Source organism: Campylobacter concisus (assembly GCA_002092835.1).
In the GTDB taxonomy this organism is placed as follows: domain Bacteria; phylum Campylobacterota; class Campylobacteria; order Campylobacterales; family Campylobacteraceae; genus Campylobacter_A; species Campylobacter_A concisus_K.
Map to the genome: position 1 here is coordinate 15,159 of LVWL01000012.1, position 23,850 is coordinate 39,008.

General features: G+C 40.1%; 19 protein-coding genes and 2 pseudogenes. 13 read left to right on the forward strand and 8 right to left on the reverse strand.

The genetic code is table 11. The features are described from left to right. Window positions 1–4 precede the first annotated feature (4 nt). The 6 genes from A3835_00900 to A3835_00925 are packed head-to-tail and all read left to right on the forward strand — an operon-like array spanning window position 5 to window position 5,287. Window positions 5–319 (forward strand): hypothetical protein, encoded by a 315-nt coding sequence (locus tag A3835_00900; protein ID ORI09109.1) that lies wholly within the window; start codon window positions 5–7, stop codon window positions 317–319. Further along, window positions 319–642: an oxidoreductase gene (locus tag A3835_00905; GenBank protein ID ORI09110.1), complete on the forward strand. Its 324-nt coding sequence runs from the start codon at window positions 319–321 to the stop codon at window positions 640–642. Before A3835_00900 ends, A3835_00905 begins: the two co-directional genes overlap by 1 nt. Continuing rightward, window positions 611–2,701 carry an ATPase gene (locus A3835_00910; protein ID ORI09111.1) on the forward strand — a complete coding sequence of 697 codons (2,091 nt, stop codon included), beginning with the start codon at window positions 611–613 and terminating at the stop codon, window positions 2,699–2,701. The genes A3835_00905 and A3835_00910 overlap by 32 nt, the downstream gene beginning before the upstream one ends. A gap of 14 nt (window positions 2,702–2,715) precedes the next feature. After that, window positions 2,716–4,179, forward strand: coding sequence for an amino acid carrier protein (locus tag A3835_00915; GenBank protein ORI09112.1), 1,464 nt, complete (start codon window positions 2,716–2,718; stop codon window positions 4,177–4,179). Continuing rightward, the gene (locus A3835_00920; GenBank protein ID ORI09113.1) at window positions 4,180–4,452 is read left to right on the forward strand and encodes a helicase; all 273 of its coding nucleotides are present in this window, start codon (window positions 4,180–4,182) and stop codon (window positions 4,450–4,452) included. Between the two features lies 1 nt (window position 4,453). Continuing rightward, window positions 4,454–5,287 carry a ModD protein gene (locus A3835_00925; GenBank protein ID ORI09114.1) on the forward strand — a complete coding sequence of 278 codons (834 nt, stop codon included), beginning with the start codon at window positions 4,454–4,456 and terminating at the stop codon, window positions 5,285–5,287. Between the two features lie 353 nt (window positions 5,288–5,640). Here the strand turns inward: A3835_00925 and A3835_00930 are convergent, their stop codons facing one another. The 4 genes and pseudogenes from A3835_00930 to A3835_00945 all read right to left on the reverse strand — a co-directional run bounded on the left by A3835_00930 (window position 5,641) and on the right by A3835_00945 (window position 12,643). Further along, window positions 5,641–7,581, reverse strand: coding sequence for a choline transporter (locus A3835_00930; GenBank protein ID ORI09115.1), 1,941 nt, complete (start codon window positions 7,579–7,581; stop codon window positions 5,641–5,643). Window positions 7,582–7,709: 128 nt separating this feature from the next. Further along, window positions 7,710–9,155, reverse strand: a complete 1,446-nt coding sequence (locus A3835_00935) for a hypothetical protein (protein ID ORI09116.1) — start codon at window positions 9,153–9,155, stop codon at window positions 7,710–7,712. Next, on the reverse strand, window positions 9,152–10,669 hold the full coding sequence (locus A3835_00940; protein ID ORI09155.1) for a hypothetical protein: 1,518 nt from the start codon (window positions 10,667–10,669) through the stop codon (window positions 9,152–9,154). Before A3835_00940 ends, A3835_00935 begins: the two co-directional genes overlap by 4 nt. Before the next feature lie 34 nt (window positions 10,670–10,703). Next, window positions 10,704–12,643: pseudogene (locus A3835_00945) on the reverse strand (ABC transporter ATP-binding protein). 103 nt (window positions 12,644–12,746) lie between these two features. Between A3835_00945 and A3835_00950 the strand changes: the two are divergent. The 3 genes from A3835_00950 (at window position 12,747) to A3835_00960 (ending at window position 15,263) form a co-directional block, all read left to right on the forward strand. Continuing rightward, on the forward strand, window positions 12,747–14,066 hold the full coding sequence (locus tag A3835_00950; GenBank protein ID ORI09156.1) for an MATE family efflux transporter: 1,320 nt from the start codon (window positions 12,747–12,749) through the stop codon (window positions 14,064–14,066). Further along, on the forward strand, window positions 14,042–14,704 hold the full coding sequence (locus A3835_00955) for a zinc metalloprotease (protein ID ORI09117.1): 663 nt from the start codon (window positions 14,042–14,044) through the stop codon (window positions 14,702–14,704). The genes A3835_00950 and A3835_00955 overlap by 25 nt, the downstream gene beginning before the upstream one ends. Before the next feature lie 73 nt (window positions 14,705–14,777). Continuing rightward, window positions 14,778–15,263 carry a hypothetical protein gene (locus A3835_00960; protein ID ORI09118.1) on the forward strand — a complete coding sequence of 162 codons (486 nt, stop codon included), beginning with the start codon at window positions 14,778–14,780 and terminating at the stop codon, window positions 15,261–15,263. Between the two features lie 145 nt (window positions 15,264–15,408). Here A3835_00960 and A3835_00965 read toward each other — a convergent pair. Both A3835_00965 and A3835_00970 read right to left on the reverse strand, forming a co-directional pair. Then, a pseudogene (locus tag A3835_00965) lies at window positions 15,409–17,474 on the reverse strand (C4-dicarboxylate ABC transporter). Between the two features lie 86 nt (window positions 17,475–17,560). After that, complete coding sequence (locus A3835_00970; GenBank protein ORI09119.1) at window positions 17,561–18,502, reverse strand: C4-dicarboxylate ABC transporter substrate-binding protein; 942 nt, start codon at window positions 18,500–18,502, stop codon at window positions 17,561–17,563. Between the two features lie 307 nt (window positions 18,503–18,809). Between A3835_00970 and A3835_00975 the strand changes: the two genes are divergently transcribed. The 4 genes from A3835_00975 to A3835_00990 are packed head-to-tail and all read left to right on the forward strand — an operon-like array spanning window position 18,810 to window position 22,022. Further along, entirely contained in the window at window positions 18,810–19,682 is an 873-nt protein-coding gene (locus tag A3835_00975; GenBank protein ORI09120.1) for an ABC transporter substrate-binding protein, read from the forward strand. A 4-nt stretch (window positions 19,683–19,686) separates the two neighbouring features. Beyond that, a complete protein-coding gene (locus tag A3835_00980; protein ID ORI09121.1) occupies window positions 19,687–20,544 on the forward strand; it encodes a phosphate ABC transporter permease subunit PstC in 858 nt (285 codons plus the stop codon). Next, a complete protein-coding gene (locus A3835_00985) occupies window positions 20,531–21,388 on the forward strand; it encodes a phosphate ABC transporter permease (GenBank protein ORI09122.1) in 858 nt (285 codons plus the stop codon). Before A3835_00980 ends, A3835_00985 begins: the two co-directional genes overlap by 14 nt. Next, window positions 21,357–22,022, forward strand: coding sequence for a phosphate ABC transporter ATP-binding protein (locus A3835_00990; protein ID ORI09123.1), 666 nt, complete (start codon window positions 21,357–21,359; stop codon window positions 22,020–22,022). The genes A3835_00985 and A3835_00990 overlap by 32 nt, the downstream gene beginning before the upstream one ends. A 26-nt stretch (window positions 22,023–22,048) precedes the next feature. Here the strand turns inward: A3835_00990 and A3835_00995 are convergent, their stop codons facing one another. Together A3835_00995 and A3835_01000 are read right to left on the reverse strand one after the other, a co-directional pair. After that, complete coding sequence (locus A3835_00995) at window positions 22,049–22,921, reverse strand: carbon-nitrogen hydrolase (protein ORI09124.1); 873 nt, start codon at window positions 22,919–22,921, stop codon at window positions 22,049–22,051. Window position 22,922: 1 nt separating this feature from the next. Then, window positions 22,923–23,816, reverse strand: coding sequence for a cation transporter (locus tag A3835_01000; protein ID ORI09158.1), 894 nt, complete (start codon window positions 23,814–23,816; stop codon window positions 22,923–22,925). Between the last annotated feature and the right edge of the window lie 34 nt (window positions 23,817–23,850).

A 23,850-nucleotide genomic window follows, 5' to 3' on the forward strand; every position in this document is an offset into this window, starting at 1 on the left:
GAGAATGCAAGAAAATAGTCTTTTTACACTTTCAAGCACAAGACTTCCATTTGATCACTTCATCAGCGGTGCTTTAATCGCTGGTATGGGTGCAGCTGCACTTGGCTTTAGCGACTATCTAAATAATAGAGCGACTAAAAAAGATGTCGCTAAAAAGATAGCAAAATACGCTGTAACAGGTGGTTTTGTAGGTGCTGTTGGCATTCATGCTTCAAATTTAATAGCACAAAAAAAATATCTAAATGCGGCAGCTTTTACAGCAGCTGGTATCGGCGGTCTTTTGATAGCAGAAAAACTAATAAAATTGGAGAGTAAATAATGAACAACCCTTACATCAACGAAGAAAACGTAGCAAGTGAAACTGCGGCTAACAATGCAGCAGCTACTCAGCCAAGCGCAATCGATAATGCAATAAACAATGCAGCTCAAAATTTGCCATTTGTACCTGAAAATTTTAATGCTGCTGGCTTTGTAAAAGGTCTAGTTTTAGGTGGTATCGCAGCTTATGTACTAACTAATCCAAAAGCACAAGAGTGCGTATTTAAAGCGATTATCAAAGGTGGCGAGCTTATAAATGCTGGCATAGAAGAACTAAAAGAGCGTTTTGAAGATGTCAAAGCAGAACTTGACTCAAAAAAATAAGATCACTCTAGCTCACAAGAGTAAAAATAGAGCGAGGTTTATTTGCGAGAGCCTAAATGCCAGAAGCGATGTCAGCGCTATCGAGGCTGCGATCTCAGAGCGAACTGATGCACTAAGTGTTCGTGTAAATAAATACGCAAAAAGCATTATTGTTGAATACGATAAAAACTACGATAAAATTTTAAACTTTATCAAGAGCTATGAATTTCCAACAAAGGCTAAAGATCCAAATTTGCCAAGCAAGGCAAATATCTATAAGGCTGCTGCTGCACTTGGTATAACACCATTTATGAGCAATAAAACTCTAAAATCAGCCGTGACTCTTTATGCCACAGCACCAAATTTAATAGAAGGTGCAAAAGAGCTAAGACATGAGGGCGTCACTTCAAAAGTGCTTGAGGCAACTGCCATTGGTACTAGCCTAGCAATGGGCGATCATTTAGCAGCAAATAGCACAAATTTGATGATAAATATCGGCGAATATATGGAAGAAAGTGCTAGTCACAAAAGCGATGATCTCATCAAAGAGCTAGCAAAACCAAATATCGAAGAAGTCTGGGTCGAGAGAAATTTAAATGGTGAAAAGACGCTTGAAAAAGTAAAAACCGAAAATTTAAAAAAGGGCGACATCGTAGTAGTCGGAGCTGGTGAGACGATAGGTGTTGATGGTTATATCGTTGAAGGTAACGCCGATGTAAATCAAGTCTCAATGACCGGAGAGGCTGAGCCTATACCAAAAGCTAGAGGCGATCGTGTTATAAGTGGCACCGTGGTCGATGAAGGTAGGATAAAAATTTGGGCTGAAAATGTAGGTAGCGACACAGCGACAGCTAGGATCAAAGAGTACATACAAACTTCGCTCAATGAAAAATCAGCCATTGGCGTAAAAGCGTTAAAACTAGCTGATAAACTTGTGCCTGTTACGCTCTCGCTTGCTGGACTTTCATACATTATAAATAAAAATATGAATAGTGTTGCTAGCGTACTTCAAGCGGACTACTCTTGCGCATTAAAGCTTGCCACACCAGTTGCTTTTAAATCAAGTATCTCAAAAGCTGGTAGAAATGGCATTCTTGTAAAAGGCGCAAAAGCGATTGAAGCTTTAAGCTCAGTTGATACTTTTGTATTTGACAAGACCGGCACTCTTACACACGGACGCCTAAGTGTAGTTGAAATTTACTCGTTTAAAGAAGGCTTTTCTCAAAATGATATATTAAATTTAACTGCAAGTGCCGAGGAACACTACTTTCATCCAGTAGCTGAAGCAATAGTTGAAGCTGCAAACAAGCGTGGTTTCCACCATATTCATCACGATGAAGTTGAATTTATCGTAGCTCACGGCGTAAAAACTGCGATGCACGGCAAAGAGGTAGTTATCGGCAGTAGACACTTTTTAGAAGATGACGAGATGATAAGCTTTAAAGCTCATGAAGCTTTAATAAGCAAAGCATTAAATAGCGGCTTAACTTTACTCTACGTAGGATACGATAAAGAGCTAGTTGGAGTCATCGCTATGAAAGATGATATGAGAGAAAACGCAAAAGACATGGTGGCAAAACTGCGCAGTCTTGGCGTAAAAGAAGTCGTCATGCTAAGCGGCGACATCAAAAGCAAGGCTGAAGAAGTAGCACGTGAGCTTGGACTTGATAGGGTCTATGCGGAGTGCTTACCAACAGATAAAGCAGCTATCATCGAAGAGTTAAAGAGCGAGGGCAAAAAAGTAGCCTTTGTGGGAGATGGCATAAATGATGCTCCAAGCCTAACTAAGGCAAATGTGGGTATAAGCATGCACAAAGGTGCTGATATAGCTAAAGCGACGGCTGACATAAGTCTTTTAAAAGATGACATCATGAGCGTAGCTCTCGTAAAAGAGCTTGCAAATAAAACAATGGATTTAATTAGCTCAAATTTCCGCTCAACCGTTGGCGTAAACACAGCTATACTAAGTGCTGCGACACTTGGTATGTTAAATCCAATAGCAACTGCCATGCTTCATAATGGCACAACGATTTGGCTTTTATTAAATTCAATGAAGGGCGTAAAATTCAAATCAAAATAAATTTGAAAGGGTAGATGGTGCTTGATAGTTTTTTAAATTTTTTAAACGGCAAAATGGACGTAGCCAACGACTTTTTATATGGATATTTTTTAGTCATTATTCTTGTGGCTACGGGAATTTATTTTAGTTATTTGACTCGTTTTGTGCAGTTTAGGATGTTTTTTGAAGCTTGCAGGGTCTTAGTAGAAAAAAAGGATAAGTACAATAAGCACCATTTAACGCCATTTCAAGCACTTATGATCTCGACTGCTTCGCGCGTTGGCATAGGCAATATCGCTGGAATTTCAGCAGCCATCGTCGCGGGCGGTCCGGGTGCTCTTTTTTGGATGTGCTTGATGGCATTTTTAGGATCAGCTTCAGCTTTTATAGAGAGCACGCTAGCGCAAATTTATAAGACAAAAGATGTTTTTGGATTTAAAGGCGGTCCAGCTTATTACATCAAAAATGGCCTTGGCATAAAATGGCTGGCTTCACTTTTTGCAGTGATCCTCATCATCACCTACGCATACGGCTTTAACGGACTTCAAAGCTACACCATGACATCAGCCTTTGAAATTTACTATGACAAAGCTGGTAGCAACGTTAGCTTTGCACAAAGCGGCCTACCTGTTGGCATCGGCCTTATTCTTACGGCATTTGCGGCGGTAATGTTTTTTAGCAAAAGCCACATCATCGGTAAAGTAAGCTCATACATCGTGCCTTTCATGGCACTTGCCTACATCTCGCTAGCACTTATTGCTATCGTTTTAAATTTCAAAGAAATTCCTGATGTTGTTAAGATGATTTTAGAAAATGCCTTTGATTTTAAAGCGATATTTGGCGGATTTGCCGGCAGTGTGATCGTAATAGGCATCAAAAGAGGCCTTTTCTCAAACGAAGCCGGTATGGGTTCAGCTCCAAACGCAGCAGCCGCAGCACATACTAGCCACCCAGTAAAACAAGGCCTAGTTCAAGCAATGGCAGTCTTTATAGACATGACTATATGTATCGCTTCTGGCATGATCGTGCTATTTTCACAGGCCTATCTTACGAAGCAAACTGGATCAAGTGGCGAGGTGCTAACAGCACTTCCTCTCGTTCAAGCTGCAATGAAAGAGTATTTTGGTGAATTTGGAGTTCATTTTACCACTCTTGCGGTCGTACTTTTTGCCATCACTTCACTTATTGGCAACTACTACTACGCTCAGGCAAATATGAAATTTTTAACCAAAAACCACAAGCTTACATTGCTATTTAAGATAACGGCCGTCGTTATGATATTTATTGGTGCTCAGATGAATTTAAAGCTCGCTTGGAATATCGCTGATATCACAATGGCTGCAATGGCAACTATCAACATCATCGCTATATTCTTACTTTCAAAAGTAGTGATAATAGCAGTCAAAGACTACGAAGCTCAAAGAAGTGCTGGGCAAAATCCAGAATTTGACCCAGAAAGCCTTGGTATAAAAAATACAAGTTGCTGGAATAAAAACTAAATGGAGAAGAATTTGAAAAACGATACAAACATAAGTGGCAAACTACTTGATATAAACACTCATAGGCAAGTATCAAAAGTCGGTATGGGCATCACTTTAGCCTCAGTTTGCTTAAGCGCCCTTTTTATGAAAAGAAATAAAAGCATTAAGAAATTTCACGTTGCTTCAGGCATTGCATTTACTTGCTTTGCTCTTTATCATGCTGGGCTTTATGATAATGGAATATTTAAAAAAATGATAATAAAAGCAAAAAATGAGGTAAAAAAGGCATAAAATGATACTTAGCGACGCAGAAATTCTAAGCTATATAAACGAAGATGTACCTTATTTTGATCTTACTACGTCGCTTCAAAATATCGATAAAAAAGCCTCACTTGAAATTTATTCACGTGATGAAATTTGCGTTAGCTGCGTTGATGTGGCTGCAAGTATTGCAAGACTACTTGGGTGCGAGAGTAAAATTTTTGTGCAAAATTCTCAAATCTGCAAGGCTGGCGATGTGATCATAAAAATTTATGGAAACTACGAAGATGTGCATAAGGCTTGGAAGCTAGCTCAAGTCGCACTAGAATATGCCAGTGCCATTGCAACTTATACAAATAAAATGATAAATGCCACAAAGTGCGTCAATGAAAAATGTGAAATTTTAGCAACCAGAAAGAGCTTTCCATTTGCTAAGAAATTTTGCGTAAAAGCAGTACTTGAAGGTGGCGGTAAAATGCATAGGCTTGGGCTTAGTGATAGCATTTTATTTTTTAAAAACCACATAAAAGCTTATGTGAATTTTGATGAGTTTGTATCTCTTTTGCCAGAGTTTAAAGCCAAAATGGTTGAGAAAAAAATCTGCGTTGAAGCTGAAAATTTAGACGAAGCAAGCAAGCTTTTAAAAGCAAATTGCGACGTTGTACAGTGCGATAAATTTAGCCCAGAGCTTATAAAAAACGTACTCTCTTTAAGAGATGAAATTTCTCCAAATACAATGATACTAGCAGCCGGTGGCATAAATTTAGCAAATGTAAAAGAATACGCAAAAGCCGATGCCGTAGTCACTTCAGCTATGTATTCAAAAGGCACAGCTGATATTAGCGCTAGACTTGAAATTTTATAAATTTTTACAATGACCGATACAGCAAAACATCTATCAAAGTTAAAAATTTACAGAAAATGCATTTTGGCTCTGGAATTTGAACGATACGCAACAAAAAATTAACATTTTTTATTTCAAATTTATCTCATAGCTACAAGCAAAAATACAAACTAATAAAGTTAAATTTTCTAATTTGTTTTCTCTAAAAAATAAGGACACTTATGTCTTGCTTCACACCACGTGTATAAAACTCAATTAAATTTTAAAATTTATAAGCAAATCACGATTTTAAATTCAGTAACAAACGATAACGAGTGAGTAAAATTTAGAATTTGCCTAGAAATTTTCAAATTCCAGGCAAATTTCAGTCAAGTCTACCTTCTAACGACATGCAAGAACTGCATATGTTTGCGGTATTGCTCAATGACGTCATTTATTAGCGTGGCCTCGCTCCAACCAAGCACGTCATAGTCCTGACCGCCCTCTTTTAGATATACCTCGGCTCTGTAATAAAGATCGTCGCCCTCAAGCTCTCTAGTGTAGTCCGGACTCTGGCTTTTGGTGAGATATACGCCGTATCTAAAATCCATCTCATCGCCTAGTCCGACATTTAAATTTACGAAATTTTCAGCTTTTGTTACATTTGCCTCAAGGCCGTTTTTGGCAAATTCCTCTTTTAGCTCGTTAAAGGCTTTTAGCACGACTTCGTTTAGAAATTTACTGCCGTCTTTTTTGCTAGGTAGAGTGATGATCGCACCTAGACGCTCTTGCCAAGGCTTTGAAAGATCGCTAAGAGGCATGTTGTTAAAGTTATTTGTCTCTTTTTTGGTTATATCTACGCGCAGCGCCTTAAATAGCCCGTAAATGGCGCCAAGTAACACGATAGCAAACGGTAACGCCGTAGTGATCGTAAGTGCCTGAAGCGAGCCAAGACCGCCGGCTAGCATCAAAAATGCCGCCACGATGCCCACCGTAACGCCCCAAAAGACCTTTTGCCAAACCGGCGTATCGTCCTTGCCGTTTGAGCAAAGCATGTTAATCACGATCGCCGCAGAATCAGCCGAAGTGACGAAAAATATGACGATCATAAAGACTGCGATCGTGCTTAGCAAGCTTGAAAAGCTAAATTTCTCCAAAAACATAAAAAGCGCCGAAGCCGAGTCGGAATTTACGGTCGTCGCAAGCTCGCTAAATCCGCCCTGAACAAGCGCGATCGCCGAGTTACCAAAAAAGCTCATCCAAGCAAATGTAAAGCCGGTTGGCACGAAAAGTACGCCGATCACAAATTCTCTTATCGTCCTGCCCTTTGAAATTTTAGCTATAAAAAGCCCCACAAACGGCGACCAAGATAGCCACCAAGCCCAGTATAGTAGCGTCCAACCGCCAAGCCAGCTCTCGTTTTGCCTCTCGTAGGCGTAGAGGTTAAAGGTGTTTGAAATAAGCGTCGAGACGTAGTCGCCGCTATTTTGTACAAACGACTTTAAAAGCTGCGTCGTATCGCCCAAAAATAGTATCAAAAACATAAAACATATAGCTAGCGCGATGTTTGCGTTTGATAAGATCTTGATGCCCTTATCCACGCCGCTTGCCGCTGAGATGGTAGCTGCAAAACAAAGCACGATAAGAAGCGTGATATGCATAGTCGGCAGGCCAAAAACGTGCGTAAGGCCGGCATTTACCTGAAGTACGCCGTATCCTAGCGATGTCGCTACGCCAAATAGCGTCGCCACGACGGCAAATGTGTCAATGGCGCTACCTATCTTGCCGTAAATTTTATCGCCGATTATCGGATAAAACGCAGATCTAAGCGTAAGCGGCAAGCCGTGTCTGTACGAGAAAAAGGCGAGAATTAACGCCACGATGGCATAAACCGACCATGCGCCCATACCCCAGTGAAAGAAGGTGATATTCATCGCAAGCTTTTGCGCTGCGATAGTTTGCGCGTCGCCAACTGGTGGGTTTAGATAGTGCATGAGCGGCTCAGCCACGCCAAAAAACACAAGTCCGATGCCCATACCGGCGGCAAAAAGCATAGAAAACCACGAGATATTTTTGTGCTCTGGCTTTACATGGTCAGCTCCTAGTTTGATCTCGCCAAGCTTGCTAAAGCCAAGGATAATGATGCTTAGAAGTATGACGGCGACGGCCAGGATGTAAAACCAGCCAAATTTCGCTGCGATGTAGTTTTGCATACCTTTAAAAAAATCATTTGAGAATTTTGGAAATATCGCTGCAAATGCCGTTATTAAAAATATGACGACAAGCGATGGGATAAATACCGAATTGTTAAATTTCGACCTTTGAAATTTGATCATTTTTCTCCTTTTTTTTGTAAATTTCAGCTTCATTTCAAAATAACAAAAAAGAGTAAATGGGTCAAATTTTCTCTTTAAATTTTTATGAAATTTTAAGCTTTAGCCACCAAAAATAGCCACTTTGAAATTTATCTCAAGTCGCTTTTATCTCTCTTTGGTTTTGCAAGAGTTATTAGCACTATGACGACAAAAGCAATGCCAAATGTGATATACAAAATGATCTTTGGCGAGTCATACTCTATCCTCGACCTTGCGACCTCTTCGCCGCTTGCCTCCACTAGCTCGCCACGTTTTATCATCTCGCTGATATCTTTTGCGCTAAGCTCTTTAGACGCTCTTGTTAAATTTTCTATGGCGCTAAGATCAGCCACCTCATAAACGCTATGCTTTATGCCGTAAAATGGCTTTATTTTGCTAAAAAAATAGACCTTCTCGCCGTTTGCATATACTGCGCCATATTCGCCATCTTTTACCAGCCCTACTTCGCGCCAAGAGCTGCTTGGGGCAAATTTATATAAAGAGACTGTTTGCGCCTCTAAGTGCCTGCCGTGCTTTGAGCGCTGCCACTCTTCGCCTTGCTGTAAAAAATACGCTGAGCCATCATCTACAAAAACGTCAGCAAAGAGCCTTTTTAGCTCGCCTTTTAGCTGGTAGTCTGAAACTTTAGCTTGCTCGTTTTTACTGCCATCCCAAAAGTAAATTCCATCTTTGCTGGCAAAAAGAGGCCAAAAAGAGTGCACATTATCCACGCTATAAATGGCGCTATAAGGCATATTTTGGGCGCTAAATTTGAGCTCATTTGCAAACGCCGCCCCACTTTTTGGCTCAAAAAGATATTCTATATCGTGCTTTGGGTCATAGCAAATCCGGCGCGTCCCATCTGTGTAGCTTGTATCAAGCCTATAAAAGCCTAAAAATAGGCTTTTGCCATCTGTGTAATATCCGCTAGGAGCGCCATTTTCTGCCGCGATGTATCTTAGCTCACTAGGCTGCGCATCTAGCTTTTCGCCCATGTAGTAAAGCGTGTTGCCGTCTTTTGCAAAGCCCATGTCAAAAACAGGCTCTAAATTTACGCTATCAATGCATACATTTTTATAAAAATAAGAGCTGTCCTCATAGCTTTTTATAAAAAGATTAGCAACGCTTTTCATAACAGCGATAAACTCGTTAAATCCTGGCTGCTTTTCGCTTTTTGAGCTGCAAAAGTAGCTTATCTTGCCATCAGTCAAATAGCCGTTTCCAAGTATGCGAGCGCTTTTTGGATCGAGCCCTTGTAAGATCTTCGTTGAGCAGTAGACATTGTTTTTATCAGCCGCTACGTTTGAGTAGTCATACGCGTGTTTTAGCTTTAAGACCCTAAAACTAGCCTCATCAACTCCTTTTAGCTCATACTTGCCACTGCCTGAAATTTGAACGTAAATTTTACCCTCAGGCGAGCGGTAAAACTCGCTACTATCAATGTTTGCAAAGCCTCTTTGATACTCGCCCTCACGCCACAGATAAAGCATAGCCAAAACAAAAAATAGTGTCAAAATGACAAAAAGATAAAGTATCTTAGTCGCAATTTTTCTCATAATCTATAATCATCTACCCTTTTTTTAAGCTTGTTTGCTTGCTTTTTATTTTTAAAAATAGCGCCAACTACCGAGGCCACAAATGCAATGGCAAGAAATATCCAGTAGGCATATTTTTGCGAGTAATCATCAAAGTCGCTTATCGCATCGATCACCACCTCACCATCAGCTGGCGTCATAGCGCCTTGATCTACCATTTTTACTATCTCATCAAGTTTTAAATTCTTAACATTTGGACCATAAGGACGAGTGAGAATTTCAACCACACCAAGGTCGTTTATATCATAAACACTGATGTTAAAATGCCAGCCGTAGCCGACGTTATCAAAATAATATGTCTTATCTCCGTTTGCATAAACCGCTCCGTAGCCATCGTTTCTTACAAGCCCTATCTTTCGCCACTGCTCTTTTGTATCAAGCCTTACGATACACGTGTGGCGTGAGCTTAGGCTGTGATCATTTTTAGTGTTGTGCCAAATTTCATAGGTTTTTAGAAAATATGTCTTGCCATCACTTATCACCACGTCGCCATATAACGGCGTTATCTCGCCTTTAAACGGATCGTCGCCATCTCTTACAAACTCACCCTCATCTATGCTGTTATACCACTGCCACTTTCGCTCCCAGTGATAGATACCGCCTTTGCCACGAAAGAGCGCATGATAGGAATGCTCATCTTTTAGGTTAAAAAGTGGCTCGTATGGGGCAAATTGTGGGTCAAATTCGTGATCGTTTGCATAAACCATGCCAGAATTTGGCTCATAAAGATAGTGAATGCGCCATATCTCACCGATATCACGCATTTGCGGGCTAAATTTGATCCCTAGTTTTGTGCTGTTATAATAGACATTTTCTCCGTCAGTCGTAAAATGCACGCTCTTTCTGCCAGACGTCTCCTCTATATACCGTAGTTTGCTAGCATTTGCACCCTGTAACTCTTTGCCGTCAAAATAAACTTTCACACCGTCGCTTGCATAGCCAAAGCCTAGAATGGGCGATAAATTTAGATTATCGACCTGTCTAAATTTATAGATATGACTTTGTGCTTTTGGTGTGTTTAAAAGTGCGTGCGAGATCATCTGCCACGCTTCTACAACTCCCCTTATCTCAAGATTTGGCACACTTGCACTATTGCAAAAATAAGTCATCTTACTGTCGCTAAAATATCCATTCCCAATAGCTATTACGCTTTTAGGATCAAGTCCGCTCATAACGAGGTTGCCACAATACACCACCTCATCGCTCATGCCGACGTTTCTGTTGTCGTATTTGCCAGTGTCTAGGTATTTGAATTTACTAGCCTTAGCACCGACTAGCTCAAATCTACCGCCACTTGGAACCATGGCATAGACTTTATCATCTTCGGTGGTATAAAACACACTGCCTCTTATCTCTTTAAATTTATCCCTATCTTCATCTATATAGCCAGCAGAAATAAACATAAACGCATAAAGACAAAACAAAATAAGAGCAAAAAATAAGATTATGACGATTATTGGATATTTTTTTATCATTTTAATCCTGCAAATGACTCCATCTTGCGATAATTTATCTTTCATACTCCAGCTCCTCGGCGATCTCAAGCACTTCAAAATAGTCATTTTCTATGCTTTCAAGCTCAGCTTTTGCCTTTTCTAGCTCTTCATAAAGCTTAGTAAGCCCCACTTCTTGATAAATTTTAGGATCACTAAGCCCCTCATTTAGCTCGGCTACCCTTGCTTCAAGGGCTGAAATTTTATCTGGATATGTGTTTAAAATTTGCGTTTGTTTGTAGCTTAGTTTTGCGCCTGTTTTACTCTTTTGTTTGGCTTCGTTTTGACTATTTGAGAGCTCTTTTTCAAATTTATCAAGCTCTTTCATCTCATCCTCAAGCTCCAAATAGACGCTATACTCCTCGTGCAAGACATTTATCTTTGTGCCCTCAAACGCCCAGAGCTTATTTGCCATCTTATCGACAAAATATCTATCGTGGCTAACTAGCAAGATAGCCCCCTCAAAGCTTTGCAAGTAGTCTTCTAAGATGTTGATAGTTGCGATATCAAGGTCGTTTGTCGGCTCGTCAAGCACCAGCACATCGTATGTTTTAGTAAAAAGCATCGCAAGTGCGACACGGTTTTTCTCGCCGCCACTTAAAACGCCTATCTTTTTATCCAGAAATTCCTTTGGAAAGAGGAAATTTTTAAGATAGCCATAAACATGCATATTTCGCCCACGAACTAGCACGTGGTCGCCGCCATTTGGGCAAAAGGTCTCTATAAGGCTCTTATCATCATCAAGGACATTTCTCGCCTGATCAAAGTAGCCAATACTCACCTCGCCCCTTTTTATCTCGCCGCTGCTTTGCTTTTCAAGTCCTAGCAAAATTTTAAGCAAAGTGCTCTTTCCACTGCCGTTTCGTCCGACTATGGCGATCCTCTCGCCCTGCAAGACTCTTGCGTCAAATTTTTCAAAAAGCACCTTGCCGTCTATGCTTTTACCTAAATTTTTAAACTCAAAGAGCATTTTTTTGCGGTTTTGGCTCTGCGTTTGGTTGAAATTTTTACTGGCACGCTCAAGCTCTAGCCTCACTCGCCTTATCACACCTGGATTTTTCTTAGCCTCTTCACGCATGGCGAGCACTCGCTCTTTTCTGCCTTCATTTCGCTTTAGTCTAGCTTTTACGCCGCGCCTTAGCCACTCCTCTTCAGCTTTTAGCTGTTTTAGCAGCGTCTCATGTGACTTTGCAAGGCTTGCTAAAATTTCCTCTTTTTTGGCTAGGTAGTTTGCATATCCACCATCAAAGCTTCTAAGCCCAGCCTCCTCGACCTCGACACACCTCGTAGCGAGCGCATCTATAAAATACCTATCGTGGCTAATAAAAACTATGCTTTGATTTGAGCCCTTTAGCATATCTTCAAGAAATTTGACCATGTAAACATCAAGGTGGTTTGTTGGCTCATCAAGTAGCAGCACATCTGGCTTTTTAAGGATGAGAGCACCCAGTGCCACGCGTCTGATCTCGCCACCACTTAGTGAGCAAATGGGTCTATTTTCATACTCTTTTAGCTTAAATTCTTGCAAAATTCGCTCAATCTTATGCTCGATATTCCAGCCATCTTTTGCCTCTATAAATTTATAAGCCTCTCTTGCTCTTTTAAAATTTCTTTGTTTTCAGGATCATTTGCTAGTAAAACACCGCTCTTTTCATATTCGCTTATCGCATCAAATATCTCTTTTAGCTCGTTATTTAGTGCCTGCCTTACGGTAAAAGTTGCGTTAAAATTTGGAGTTTGAGCTAGCATTTCGACGCTTATTAAGCTTTGCACTATGCGTCTACCACTATCAGCTGCCACTTCACCAGAGATGATCTTCATAAGCGTGCTTTTACCGCTGCCATTTTTACCGATGATCGCTATCTTTTCATTTTCATTTATACTAAAATTTACACCATTTAAAATCTCATTTGCATCAAATTTTTTACTTACGTCTATCAGATCGATTAATGCCATTTTTCTCTCATTTTTTAAATTTCTCGCGATTATATCAAAAGGGAGCTAAAACCTAATTTGGCTATAATTGCCACATAAATTTAGACTTTCAAGCGAGCATTTAATGAATCTTTCTATGAAAAAGTTAGTAATTCCTATATTTTTGGATATGTTTTTACACTTCATTACGCTTATTATCAACACCTACATGGTGACAAAAGTGAGCGTGCATTTAGTTGGTGCCATGGGCGCTGGCAATCAAGTAATGGATCTTTTTATGACTATTTTTAACTTTCTAAGTATCGGCTGCTCGGTCGTCGTCGCCCAAGCACTGGGAGCCAAAAAGAACGAGCTAGCCTCAAATGTCATACACGCCAGTATCACTTCAAACACCATTTTTGGCGTATTCTCAGCCATCATCATCTACGTCTTTGGCTACAACATCTTAAATTTACTAAACGTGCCAAAAGAGCTTATAAATGATAGCTTCTCATATCTTCACATCCTTGGCTTTGCCCTACTTTTTGATGGCATCGGTATGGTGCTAGCTGCGGTGCTTCGTGTTTATAACCTAGCAACTGCTGTTATGCTAACGTCGGTTTTGATGAACGTAATTACAATTTTAGGCAATGCTATCTCCCTTTTTGGCTGGTTTAATCTACCAAATTTAGGCCTACAAGGGGTTGCTATCTCGACACTTGTTGGTAGACTGGTAGGCATTTTTGTGCTAGCTTATATGCTAAGTCAAAAGGCAAAAGTTAAAATTTATTTTAAAAAGCTACTTGTCGTACCATTTGAAATTTTAAAGAAAATCCTCTCAATTGGCCTTCCAAGTGCAGGCGAAAATTTACTCTGGATGGCACAATATATGGTCGCTTTTGGCTTTGTGGCAAGCATGGGCGAGGCTAGCCTTAGCGTGCAGACCATTTACTTTCAGATCACGCTTCTTATCTTGCTTTGTGGAGCGAGCATTAGCGTGGCAAACGAGGTCATTGTAGGACATTTAGTTGGAGCAAGTGAGTTTAACGAGGCCTATACAAGGACATTTAGGGCGCTAAGACTCGGCGTTTTTATAACTCTCATCGTCGTTCTCATAGCCTACGCGCTTAAAAACCAGATCATGGACGCACTAAATTTAGGTGAAAATTTGCGCTCCATCATGCTACCACTTTTTGCGCTCTCAATCGTACTTGAGACTGCCAGGACCTTTAACATCGTCATCGTAAACGCTCTTCGCGCAAGTGGAGATGCAAAATTTCCACTCATAACTGGCCTTATCTTCATGTGGGGACTCTCGCTGCCACTTGGATACTTTTTGGGCATATACATTGGCTGGGGCATTGTTGGCGTTTGGATAGGATTTTGCGCTGATGAGTGGCTAAGAGGCCTTGCAAATACTTGGCGCTGGAGAAGTAAAAAGTGGCAAGAAAAACGCCTAGTTTGAGGCAAAAGAGCCTAAATTTAGACTTTTATGGTCTAAGCGTTTTAATAAATTTTAAAACAAATGTAAAATCCATGCGTTTAAGAGTTGGCAAGGACGCTAAGATCACGCTTTCTATGCCATTTTATAGCACGCAAAAGATGGCTCTTGGCTTTCTTGAAACGCACAGAATTTGGCTTGAAAACTCATACAAAAAAGCTCTTTTAAATTTACCAAAAGATGATGAGATGAAATTTCTTGGGCAAATTTATAAGATCAAATTTGATGAGAGCACAAAAGAGCCTTTTTTTGAAGATAAATTTATCATAACGCCAAATTTAAAGGCGTTTGAGCGCTTTAAAAAAACAAGAGCAAAAGAGCTATTTTTAGAGCTTGTAAGCCATTTTCAGCCTTTTATAAATAAGCCAATCAAGCGCATCGTCATACGAAATAGCAAAACTCGCTGGGGCAGCTGCAATCACAAAAAGGGCTATATAAACTTAAGTCTAAGACTCATAGAAAAGCCCATCTCAGCCGTGCGCTATGTAGTGCTTCATGAGCTTACCCACCTACTCTATCCGCATCATCAAAGCAGCTTTTATAAATTTATAGAACGTATCATGCCTGATTATAAAGAGCAAGAGAGAATTTTAAGAGCGTAATTTATTTTCATCAAGTAAGTGTAAAAATTAATATGCTAAAATTGCATGTTAATTCACAAAAAAGGGAATTTCAATGAAAAAAATGATTTTTATCTCAATCTTAGCTGCTTGTGCTTTTGCAGGTAACTTTGAAGATGGACTAAAGGCATATGGGAGCTCAAATTTCAAAGAAGCTTTAGCTAAATTTGAAGCAGGATGTTTGGCAAATGATGTAAAATCTTGCGTAAAAGTTGGAGCGATTTACCAACTAGGAAAAACAGCTCTACCTAATCCAAGCAAGGCCTTAGAGTATTATAATAAAGCTTGCGAAGCTGGCGAGGTTGAAGGTTGCTCGGCAGCTGGTGGACTTTATCTAAATACTGAGCCACAAAAAGCAAGAGAACTTTTTAATAAAGCTTGTGATAAGAATGATGGATATTCTTGCGAGATGGTAGGTTCTATCTTGATAGAAGCTAAAGAATTTAAAAAAGCTTATGAATTTTTAGTAAAAGGCTGCGAATTAGGCGATAAGATGTCTTGCGAATTTGCAGGTGATCTAAGACGCTCAAAACAACTATAATTTTTAGGCTTTCGAGCCTAAAAATTCTTTTATCCTTAAACAAAAAATCCAAAAAACACTTATTTTAAATAGAAATTATCCAAAGTATAAAGGTAGCTCTAAAAATTTATATTAGAAATTTAGGCAAGAACGCTCTTGCCTAAGATTAGATTATTTTTATTTGATCAAGCGGTTTGTCTTTAATGCCCCATTGAGTCATAAAAACAAATCCATAAAGTACAGCAGCTACGATATAAGCAGTGTATTCGTTTGGTATAAGATTAAATTTCGCACATATATTTGGTACAAGAGCCAGTGGCACAACAGGGATCAAAAGAATACGCTCCCAAATTCTAAGCTTTGTGACATAGTAGCCTTGAAGTAAGCTTGAAAATGCAAACATTCCCACGATCGCCATACCAAAGACAAGTAAAATTTCAAGCGGATTACTCATCCAAACGATCCCTTTAGAGTCAAGCGGATCGCCCTCATTTACGCTTTCTATTAGCATAAGTTTGTTGTTAAAGAAAAAGGCAAATGGCAAGATCGCTGTTCTTAGATCATAAAAGAATCCTTGAACGCCAACGGTTATAGGATTTGCTTTAGCAATGCCAGCTGCTGCATAAGCTGCGATGCCAACTGGTGGCGTATCATCAGCTAAAATTCCAAAGTAAAAGACAAAAAGATGCACGGCAATGGCTGGGATCAAAAAGCCATTTTTATGTGCTAAAAATAAAATGACAGGTGCCACAAGGCTTGAAACTACGATGTAGTTTGCCGTCGTTGGAAGGCCCATTCCTAGTATTAGCGACATCATCGCAGTAAGAAGCAATATCATAACTATATTATCACCAGCAAGTAGCTCAACTAGATCTGAAAGTACTTGACCAAGGCCAGTTAGAGAGATAGAACCCACGATAATACCTGCAAGTGCGGTTGCGATGGCGATCGTTGTCATACTTTTTGCAGCTGTGACCATCGCCCAAAATATATCCTCAAAGCCAAGAAGCACGTCGCTTAGCCCTACTTTTTCGCCTGAAGCTAGCTTTTTAGTTGGCTCTTGAAAGATCATTATCAAAAATAAAAATCCAATCGCATTAAACGCAGCAGCTATGGCTGACTCTTTTGCGATTAAAAGCGTATAAAGCAGGATCAAAATAGGCGTTATATAATGAAGACCACTTACAAAAATTTTAAATCTTGAGTGAAATTCGCTCTGATTTATGCCTTTTAGTCCAAGCTTGACGCTCTCTAGATGCACGATAAAAAATAGTGACAAATAACAAGCAAATGCTGGGATAACCGCTGCCATCATGACATTTGTATATGTCATGCCTAAAACTCAGCGATGATAAAAGCAGCTGCACCCATGATAGGTGGCATGAGCTGTCCATTTACACCAGCTGCGACCTCGATGGCTCCAGCTTTTGTGCGCGAAAGGCCAGCTTTTTTCATAAGCGGTATGGTAAATGTACCAACGGTTACGACGTTTGCTGTTGAACTGCCTGAAACCATGCCTGTTAGGCCGCTTGCGATGACTGAGGCCTTAGCCGGGCCGCCTCTATATTTGCCAAGGAGCGAGAAGGCTAAATTTATGAAATATTGCCCAGCTCCTGCCCTCTCAAGCAATGAGCCAAAAAGAACAAAAAGATAGATAAAACTAACGCTAACTCCGATAGGCACACCAAAGACACCCTCAGTTGTCAAAAACATATGGCCTGCGATCTTTTCAAAGCTGGCACCCTGATGAGCGATGATGTCTGGCATATAAGGGCCAAAGTGATCATATATCAAAAATAATATACAAATAATTGGAAGTGCTGGTCCCATGACACGCCTGCCAGCCTCGAGCAAGACAATGATCGCTAAAAACGATATGACGATATCTTGTATGATGTAGTCCCCGGTCCTATCAGCTAGCTCATAAAAATAAACCGCCGGATAAAGCACAGCAACAACGCCTACCACGCAAAAGACTAGATCGTAAAATGGCAAACTAGAATGTGCCTTTTTATGAAAAGTGACTGGATAAAGCAAAAATACAAGACCAACCGCAAAGGCTAAGTGTATCGAGCGTGAAATGTTAGTATTTAGCGGAAAATAAGCTATATAAAGCTGAAAAACTGACCAAGAAAAGCACACAATTGCAATGAAATAGTTGTAAAAATTGCTATTTATCTCCCTTGTTTTTACCTCGACAAATTGTTCTTCGTTGTCTTTGACTTCGTTCATCTCTCTCCTTTAAAATTTAAATATATAAATTTAAAAGAATTTGTATATTTAAATTTTATCCAGAGGCAAAAGCCTCTGGAAATGGATTATTTTAAAATACCAGCCTCTTTAAATGCAGCCTCTGCAGCTGGGTGAAGCGGAGCTGAAAGACCTTGAACAAGATCTTCTTTGTTTACTGATTTTAGCGCTGGGTGAAGAGTTTTATACTCATCAAAGTTGTCTAAAATAGCTTTTATCACAGCTTTTACAGCCTCGTCCTTTGTATCTTTATTAGTTACCAAAACAGCTTTTACACCGATAGTATTTACATCGTGATCTACGCCATCATATGAGCCTTTTGGGATCACACCTTTTGCAAAGTATGGCTTCTCTTTAAGAAGATTATCGATCTCGCTACCTTCGATATTTAGGATATCGATCGGCAAAGATGTCGCAGCATCAGTGATGTTTGCGGTTGGGTGGCCGACAACAAAGCTGTATCCGTCTATCTTTTTATCTTTTAGTGCGTGTGGGCATTCACCAACTGTTAAAACGCCACGGTAGCCTAGTTTTGAAACGTCAAAGCCTTTTGCTTTAAAGACTTCAAGCGTACTTACTTCATTACCGCTGCCTGGGTTTCCGACGTTGTATTTTTTGCCTGCAAATGAAGCAATATCACTTGTTAGACCACTATCTTTTGCTACAACAAATGCAAGAAGTTCTGGATAGATCGCAACTACTGAGCGTAAATTTTCATCTTTTGCTCCGTCAAATTTGCCAGTGCCGTTAAATTTATCATAGACGACGTCGCTTTGAACAAAGCCAAATGTAAGCTCTTTTTTGAGGACGTTATTTACGTTATAAACTGAGCCGCCAGTTGATTGAACTGAGCATTTTACATTAGTATTTTTGTTTGCCAAACGGCAGATCGCCCCACCTATCGGATAATATGTGCCTGTCATGCCGCCAGTGCCGATACTGATAAATTCTTTTGCTGAAAGAGTTGTTGCCAAAAGCAAGCCAGCAAGTGCCAAAGAAGTAGTTTTCATCTAAGATCCTTTCAAGAAATTTAAGGCTATTTTATTCTATAAATTTAGCTTTTTACCTTATTTAATATGATATTTTCATGCCGTTTTGGTAAAGTTGCAACCATTCTACACAATCAAGACTTAAAAAAATATTTTCTTAAGATTAATTTTATATTTCTTTATTAGCCAAAATAAATTTGATAAACCAGCTATTTAAATATCATTTTTTATTGTATAATCCACCGCAGTTCTAAGTTTAGAAAAATTTATTCAATCACACATTTTTTCAATTTTAACAACAATCAAAAATTTATTTATGGAGGAATTCATGAAAAAATCACTTATGTTGGCCGCTTCTATGCTGCTTTTATCTTTAAATTACGCTTCTGGTGCAGACGAAAAAACGCAAGTTAGCTTTAGTGGCTCATCTACTCTAGCTCCAGTCATCGCTAAAATTTCAACTGACTTTATCGAAAAGTACGAGACGTGGGACAAGGTAGATAGCTCTTTGCCAAACAAAAATATCACCATTTTTGTCTCAGCTGGTGGCTCTGGTGCTGGCGTAAAAGCCGTTCTTGATCATGTCGCTGACTTTGGCATGCTAGCTCGCGACGTAAAAGATAGCGAAAAAGCAAAGATCAAAGATATGAAAGCCTATACGCTTGGCATAGATGCACTTTGCGTGGCTGTAAACCCAGAAAATGAGGTAATAAAGCTAAAGGGCGGAAATTTAAACAAAGATGAGATCGTCAAAATTTTCTCAGGTGAGTACAAAAAGTGGAGCGACCTTGACAAATCCCTACCAAATGACGAAATAGTCGTAGTTACAAGAGATCTTGGCGGCGGTGCTCACGAGGTATTTCAAAAAAAGATTATGAAAGATGTTAAAGTTAGCAAAAACGTCATCCAGTCACCATCAATGGGCGCACTTGTCTCAAAGATCATCGAAAATAAAAACGCAATTGGCTACGCTTCTTTTGGTATCACAAACCAAAACAAAGGCAAGCTAATACCGCTAAACGTTGACGGTGTGGAGCCAACTGTGAAAAATATAGTTGATGGCAAATACTACATCTCTCGCCCGCTCATCATCGTAAAAAGTGGCGATCTAAGCAAGAGCGAGCAAATTTTTGTTGACGTGCTAAATTCGGCCGAAGGTCAAAAGACTATCGAAAAAATGGGATTTATACCAGTAAAATAGTCCAATGACAGGGCAAATTTTTAAAGGCGCGATATATCTTTTTACACTTTTATCCGCCATGCTTTTGCTTTTACTCGTGGGGTTTTTACTGCTAAATTCCACGAGTTTCTTTGCAGAAGTAAGCCTTTTTGACTTCTTGCTAAACAGCGACTGGGACGTTAGCACAGAGCCTTTTAGCTTTGGACTCTTTAATATCCTAGTCGCAAATTTCGCAGTTGCGTTTTTAGCTTGCATATTTTCATTTTTTATCTCGCTTGGCGTTACTATATTTATATGCTTTTTTGCGAGTACCTGGCTTAGGCACGTGCTAGACTGGATGATACGGATACTAGCTGGCATACCCTCTATCATATATGGATTTTTCGCGCTTTACACGGTTGTAAAAATTTTAGAGTCAGGGTTAAAAATGTCCGCTGGCGAGTCGGTCTTAGCAGCTAGTCTCATCCTTAGCGTCATGATACTGCCCTTTTTTACCTCGCATTTGCTCCAAAGCGTGGATCTGCTAAAGCAAAATTTCAAGACAAACTCAGACGCTCTTGGCGTAAGCACTGGATATTTTATAAGAAAAATAATTTTAAGAAAATCTATAAAAGCTAGTATTTCAGGCTTTATACTCGCATTTTCCAGAGCAGCTGGCGAGACGATGGCTGTGATGATGGTCATAGGCAACACCCCGCTTTTTCCGCACCTGCTCTCAAAAGCTCAGACCATACCATCTCTAATAGCCCTTGAAATGGGTATGAGCGAGGCTGGCAGCTTGCACTATCACGCTCTTATCGCAAGCGGATTTATCCTGCTTGTTTTTATATTTTTGCTAAATATCTTTATCTTTAAATTTGAGAAAAACAATGAATACTTTTAAGGATTTTTTAGTCAAATTTTACGCTTATCTTTGCGTTTTTATCGTCATTACGGTGATATTTTGGATATTTTATTTCATCTTTGCAAATGGCATCTCTCAGATAAATTTAGACTTTCTGACCAAAAACCCGCAAGGTTTAAATTTAGGTGAGAGCGGCGGCATAAGAGACGCTATCATAGGCTCATTTTTACTGATAATACTATCTATGATATTTTCTGCACTCCTTGGCGTTAGCTGCGCTATTTATAGGCAAATTTACTGCACTTCTAGCACAATCAAACTTGGGCTTAAATTTATCATCCAAACGATGGCTTCTATTCCTTCTATCTTGCTTGGGATGTTTGTTTATGGGCTTTTTATCGTTAGTCTTGATATCCCTAAAAGCCTACTAACAGCTAGCATTACGCTTGCTTTGATGGTCTTTCCGTTTGTTGAAGTAAGCGTTGAAAAGGTGATCTCGCAGATAGATGAAAAGATGTTAAGAGATAGCTTCGCGCTTGGCGTTGATAAAAATTTCATGGCCAGAAAGCTTGTTTTGCCAACTATTAGAAAAAATATTATATCGATCTTGATACTAGCTGGCAGCTACGCCATAGGGGCAACTGCGCCACTACTTTTAACAGGGGTCGTCTTCATGGCAAAAGTAGAGGGGCTGCTCTCGCCAGTTATGGCACTGCCTTTTCACCTGCACATGCTCCTAAGCCAGTCAGTCGCAACGCAAAATGCCTACGCTACAGCGCTCGTGCTCATCTTTATACTTATCATTTTGCACCTGCTTTCAGCCGTAGTTTTATTTGATATAGGAGAGAAAATTGCCAGATATTTTAAACATAAAAGATCTTAGTATCTTTTACCAAGATAATGAAATTTTAAAAGATCTAAATCTTAGCGTCGCCAAAAACGAGATCATCTGCCTAATGGGTAGCTCAGGATGTGGCAAATCGACATTTCTTTCAGCACTAAATGGCTTTTTAGAGCAAAAGGGCGGCAGATATAGCGGAGAGATCCTATTTAAAGGCGAAAATATCAAAAATAAGGGCGAAATTTGGCTAAGACGAAAGTTAGCCATACTCTTTCAAGACGCCACGCTCTTTCCCTTTAGCGTCGAGAGAAATTTGACCTATACGATGGAATTTTATGAGGGCAGCATAAAAGACAAGCAAAAAAGAGTAGAGGGGCTGCTAAAAAGCGTAAATTTACTAGATGAAATAAGTGACTTAAATATGCCAGCTAGCAAACTTTCCGGCGGTCAAAAGCAAAGACTTTGCATCGCAAGGATGCTAACTACAAAGCCTGAAGTGCTCATGCTTGATGAGCCTTGTTCGTCGCTTGATATGAAAAATATCTTGATTATAGAGGAGCTTTTAAAAAGCTTGTCGCAAAAATATACGATCATCATTACCACACACAACGAAGAGCAGGCGAAGAGGCTTGGCGGTAGGATAGTTCGCATAGTGGATAAGAAATTTACATTTTAAAAGAGCTAGAAATTCTAGCTCCAAATTTAGTCGATAAATCTCTTTGTGATATTTGCGTAGGCATCGATCCTGCGGTCTCTTAAAAATGGCCAAATTCTACGCACTTCTTCACTTCTTTTCATATCTATTTCAACGATCTTGCAAAGCTCATCTGTGCTATTTGCGCGGAAAAGCTGCTCGCCTTGTGGCCCAAAGACAAAACTATTTCCCCAAAATTTGATCCCATCCATCACGCCGCTATCATCTTTTTCAAAGCCCACACGATTTACTGCGACCACTGGCAGGCCATTTGCCACGCTGTGACCTCTTTGCACCGCCACCCACGCCTCAAGCTGTCTTGACTTTTCATCCTCGCTATCGCCCTCAAACCAGCCAATAGCCGTTGGATAGATGAGAATTTTCGCCCCTTTTAGCGCCATTAGCCTTGCTGCCTCTGGATACCACTGATCCCAACACACCAAAACGCCAAGCTTACCAAGGCTAGTCTCAACTGGCTCAAAGCCAATGTCGCCAGGCGTGAAGTAAAATTTCTCGTAAAATCCAGGGTCATCAGGGATGTGCATTTTTCGGTATTTGCCAGCTACGCTGCCGTTACGCTCGAAGACAAAGGCGGTGTTGTGATAAAGTCCGTCAGCTCTCTTTTCAAAGAGCGAAGTGACTAAAACCACGCCATTTTCTTTTGCCACCCTACCCCAAAAAGCGACGTCCTCTTGCCAATCATTTGCGTGATCAAAGAAATTTGTATCCTCGCTTTGGCAAAAGTATTGCGTCTGGTGCAGCTCTTGACAGACGACTAGATCAGCGCCACCTTTTTTTGCCTCGGCGATTAGCTCAAGCGTCTTTGCGATAGTTGCCTCTTTTGTCCCTTTAAATTCTTGTTGAAGTAGTGCTACTTTCATCTCATCTCCCTTCTTTGTCGTTGTATGGGTCTAAATGCGTGGTTATCTGCCACGAAAATTCCTTAAATTTCTCTCTTATCTCAGCTTCAAGCGAGTCGGCCACCTCGTGCGCGTCGTAAAGCGAGATATCTTTGTCAAAAACTAAATGTAGCGTTAAAAATATGGTATTTGCGCTCTGCCTTGTGTTTAGGTAGTGAAAATCAGAAATTCTCTGCTTAGCCTTTATCATTTTGATGATCTCATCTGTGACCTCAGGGCTTGCCGCGTGATCTAGCAAGACACCAAAGGCGTCTTTGCCAAGACTTATGGCGCTTTGAGCGATGTAGCCACTTATCACGATGCCAAAGATCGCATCTATCATCACAAATCCGCTAAATTTAATGATAAGTAACGAGATAATGACTGCTAGGTTGCTAAAAAGGTCGATCTTATAGTGCAGCGCGTCTGCTTTTATGATAAGGTTGCCACTTTTTTTAGAAATTTGGTTTAAAAATAGCACCAAACATAGCGTCACAACTACCGAAAATACCATCACACCAAGGCTTAAGCCAAGGTCTATCTCTAAATTTGGCTCGCTAAATTTCTTAACACTCTCATAAAATATATATCCAGCAGCCACAACAATAATGACGCACTCAAATAGCGCTGCCAAGGCCTCCAGCTTTGTGTAGCCAAAGTTAAATCTCTCATCGGCTTGCTTTCTTGACTTTCTAAGCGCAAATAAATTTAAAAGCGAAACGATAAAATCAAGCATCGAATCAATCGCCGAGCCAAGCACAGCGACTGAGCCGCTAAAAAGTCCAGCTGCAAATTTCACAAGTGCGAGCAAAAAAGCGCATGCTCCAGCTGCGATAACTGCCTTATTTTCACCCTGCGTGCACTCCTGTTTATTTATGCGGTTAAACTCATAATCAAACGGACTTGACAAG

Bases quoted from the DNA above. Each gene is read 5' to 3' on its own strand.
- A3835_00900 (ORI09109.1), top strand. From the start codon at position 5: ATGCAAGAAAATAGTCTTTTTACACTTTCAAGCACAAGACTTCCATTT.
- A3835_00905 (ORI09110.1), top strand. From the start codon at position 319: ATGAACAACCCTTACATCAACGAAGAAAACGTAGCAAGTGAAACTGCG.
- A3835_00910 (ORI09111.1), top strand. From the start codon at position 611: ATGTCAAAGCAGAACTTGACTCAAAAAAATAAGATCACTCTAGCTCAC.
- A3835_00915 (ORI09112.1), top strand. From the start codon at position 2,716: ATGGTGCTTGATAGTTTTTTAAATTTTTTAAACGGCAAAATGGACGTA.
- A3835_00920 (ORI09113.1), top strand. From the start codon at position 4,180: ATGGAGAAGAATTTGAAAAACGATACAAACATAAGTGGCAAACTACTT.
- A3835_00925 (ORI09114.1), top strand. From the start codon at position 4,454: ATGATACTTAGCGACGCAGAAATTCTAAGCTATATAAACGAAGATGTA.
- A3835_00930 (ORI09115.1), bottom strand. From the start codon at position 7,581: ATGATCAAATTTCAAAGGTCGAAATTTAACAATTCGGTATTTATCCCA.
- A3835_00935 (ORI09116.1), bottom strand. From the start codon at position 9,155: ATGAGAAAAATTGCGACTAAGATACTTTATCTTTTTGTCATTTTGACA.
- A3835_00940 (ORI09155.1), bottom strand. From the start codon at position 10,669: ATGATAAAAAAATATCCAATAATCGTCATAATCTTATTTTTTGCTCTT.
- A3835_00950 (ORI09156.1), top strand. From the start codon at position 12,747: ATGAATCTTTCTATGAAAAAGTTAGTAATTCCTATATTTTTGGATATG.
- A3835_00960 (ORI09118.1), top strand. From the start codon at position 14,778: ATGAAAAAAATGATTTTTATCTCAATCTTAGCTGCTTGTGCTTTTGCA.
- A3835_00970 (ORI09119.1), bottom strand. From the start codon at position 18,502: ATGAAAACTACTTCTTTGGCACTTGCTGGCTTGCTTTTGGCAACAACT.
- A3835_00975 (ORI09120.1), top strand. From the start codon at position 18,810: ATGAAAAAATCACTTATGTTGGCCGCTTCTATGCTGCTTTTATCTTTA.
- A3835_00980 (ORI09121.1), top strand. From the start codon at position 19,687: ATGACAGGGCAAATTTTTAAAGGCGCGATATATCTTTTTACACTTTTA.
- A3835_00985 (ORI09122.1), top strand. From the start codon at position 20,531: ATGAATACTTTTAAGGATTTTTTAGTCAAATTTTACGCTTATCTTTGC.
- A3835_00995 (ORI09124.1), bottom strand. From the start codon at position 22,921: ATGAAAGTAGCACTACTTCAACAAGAATTTAAAGGGACAAAAGAGGCA.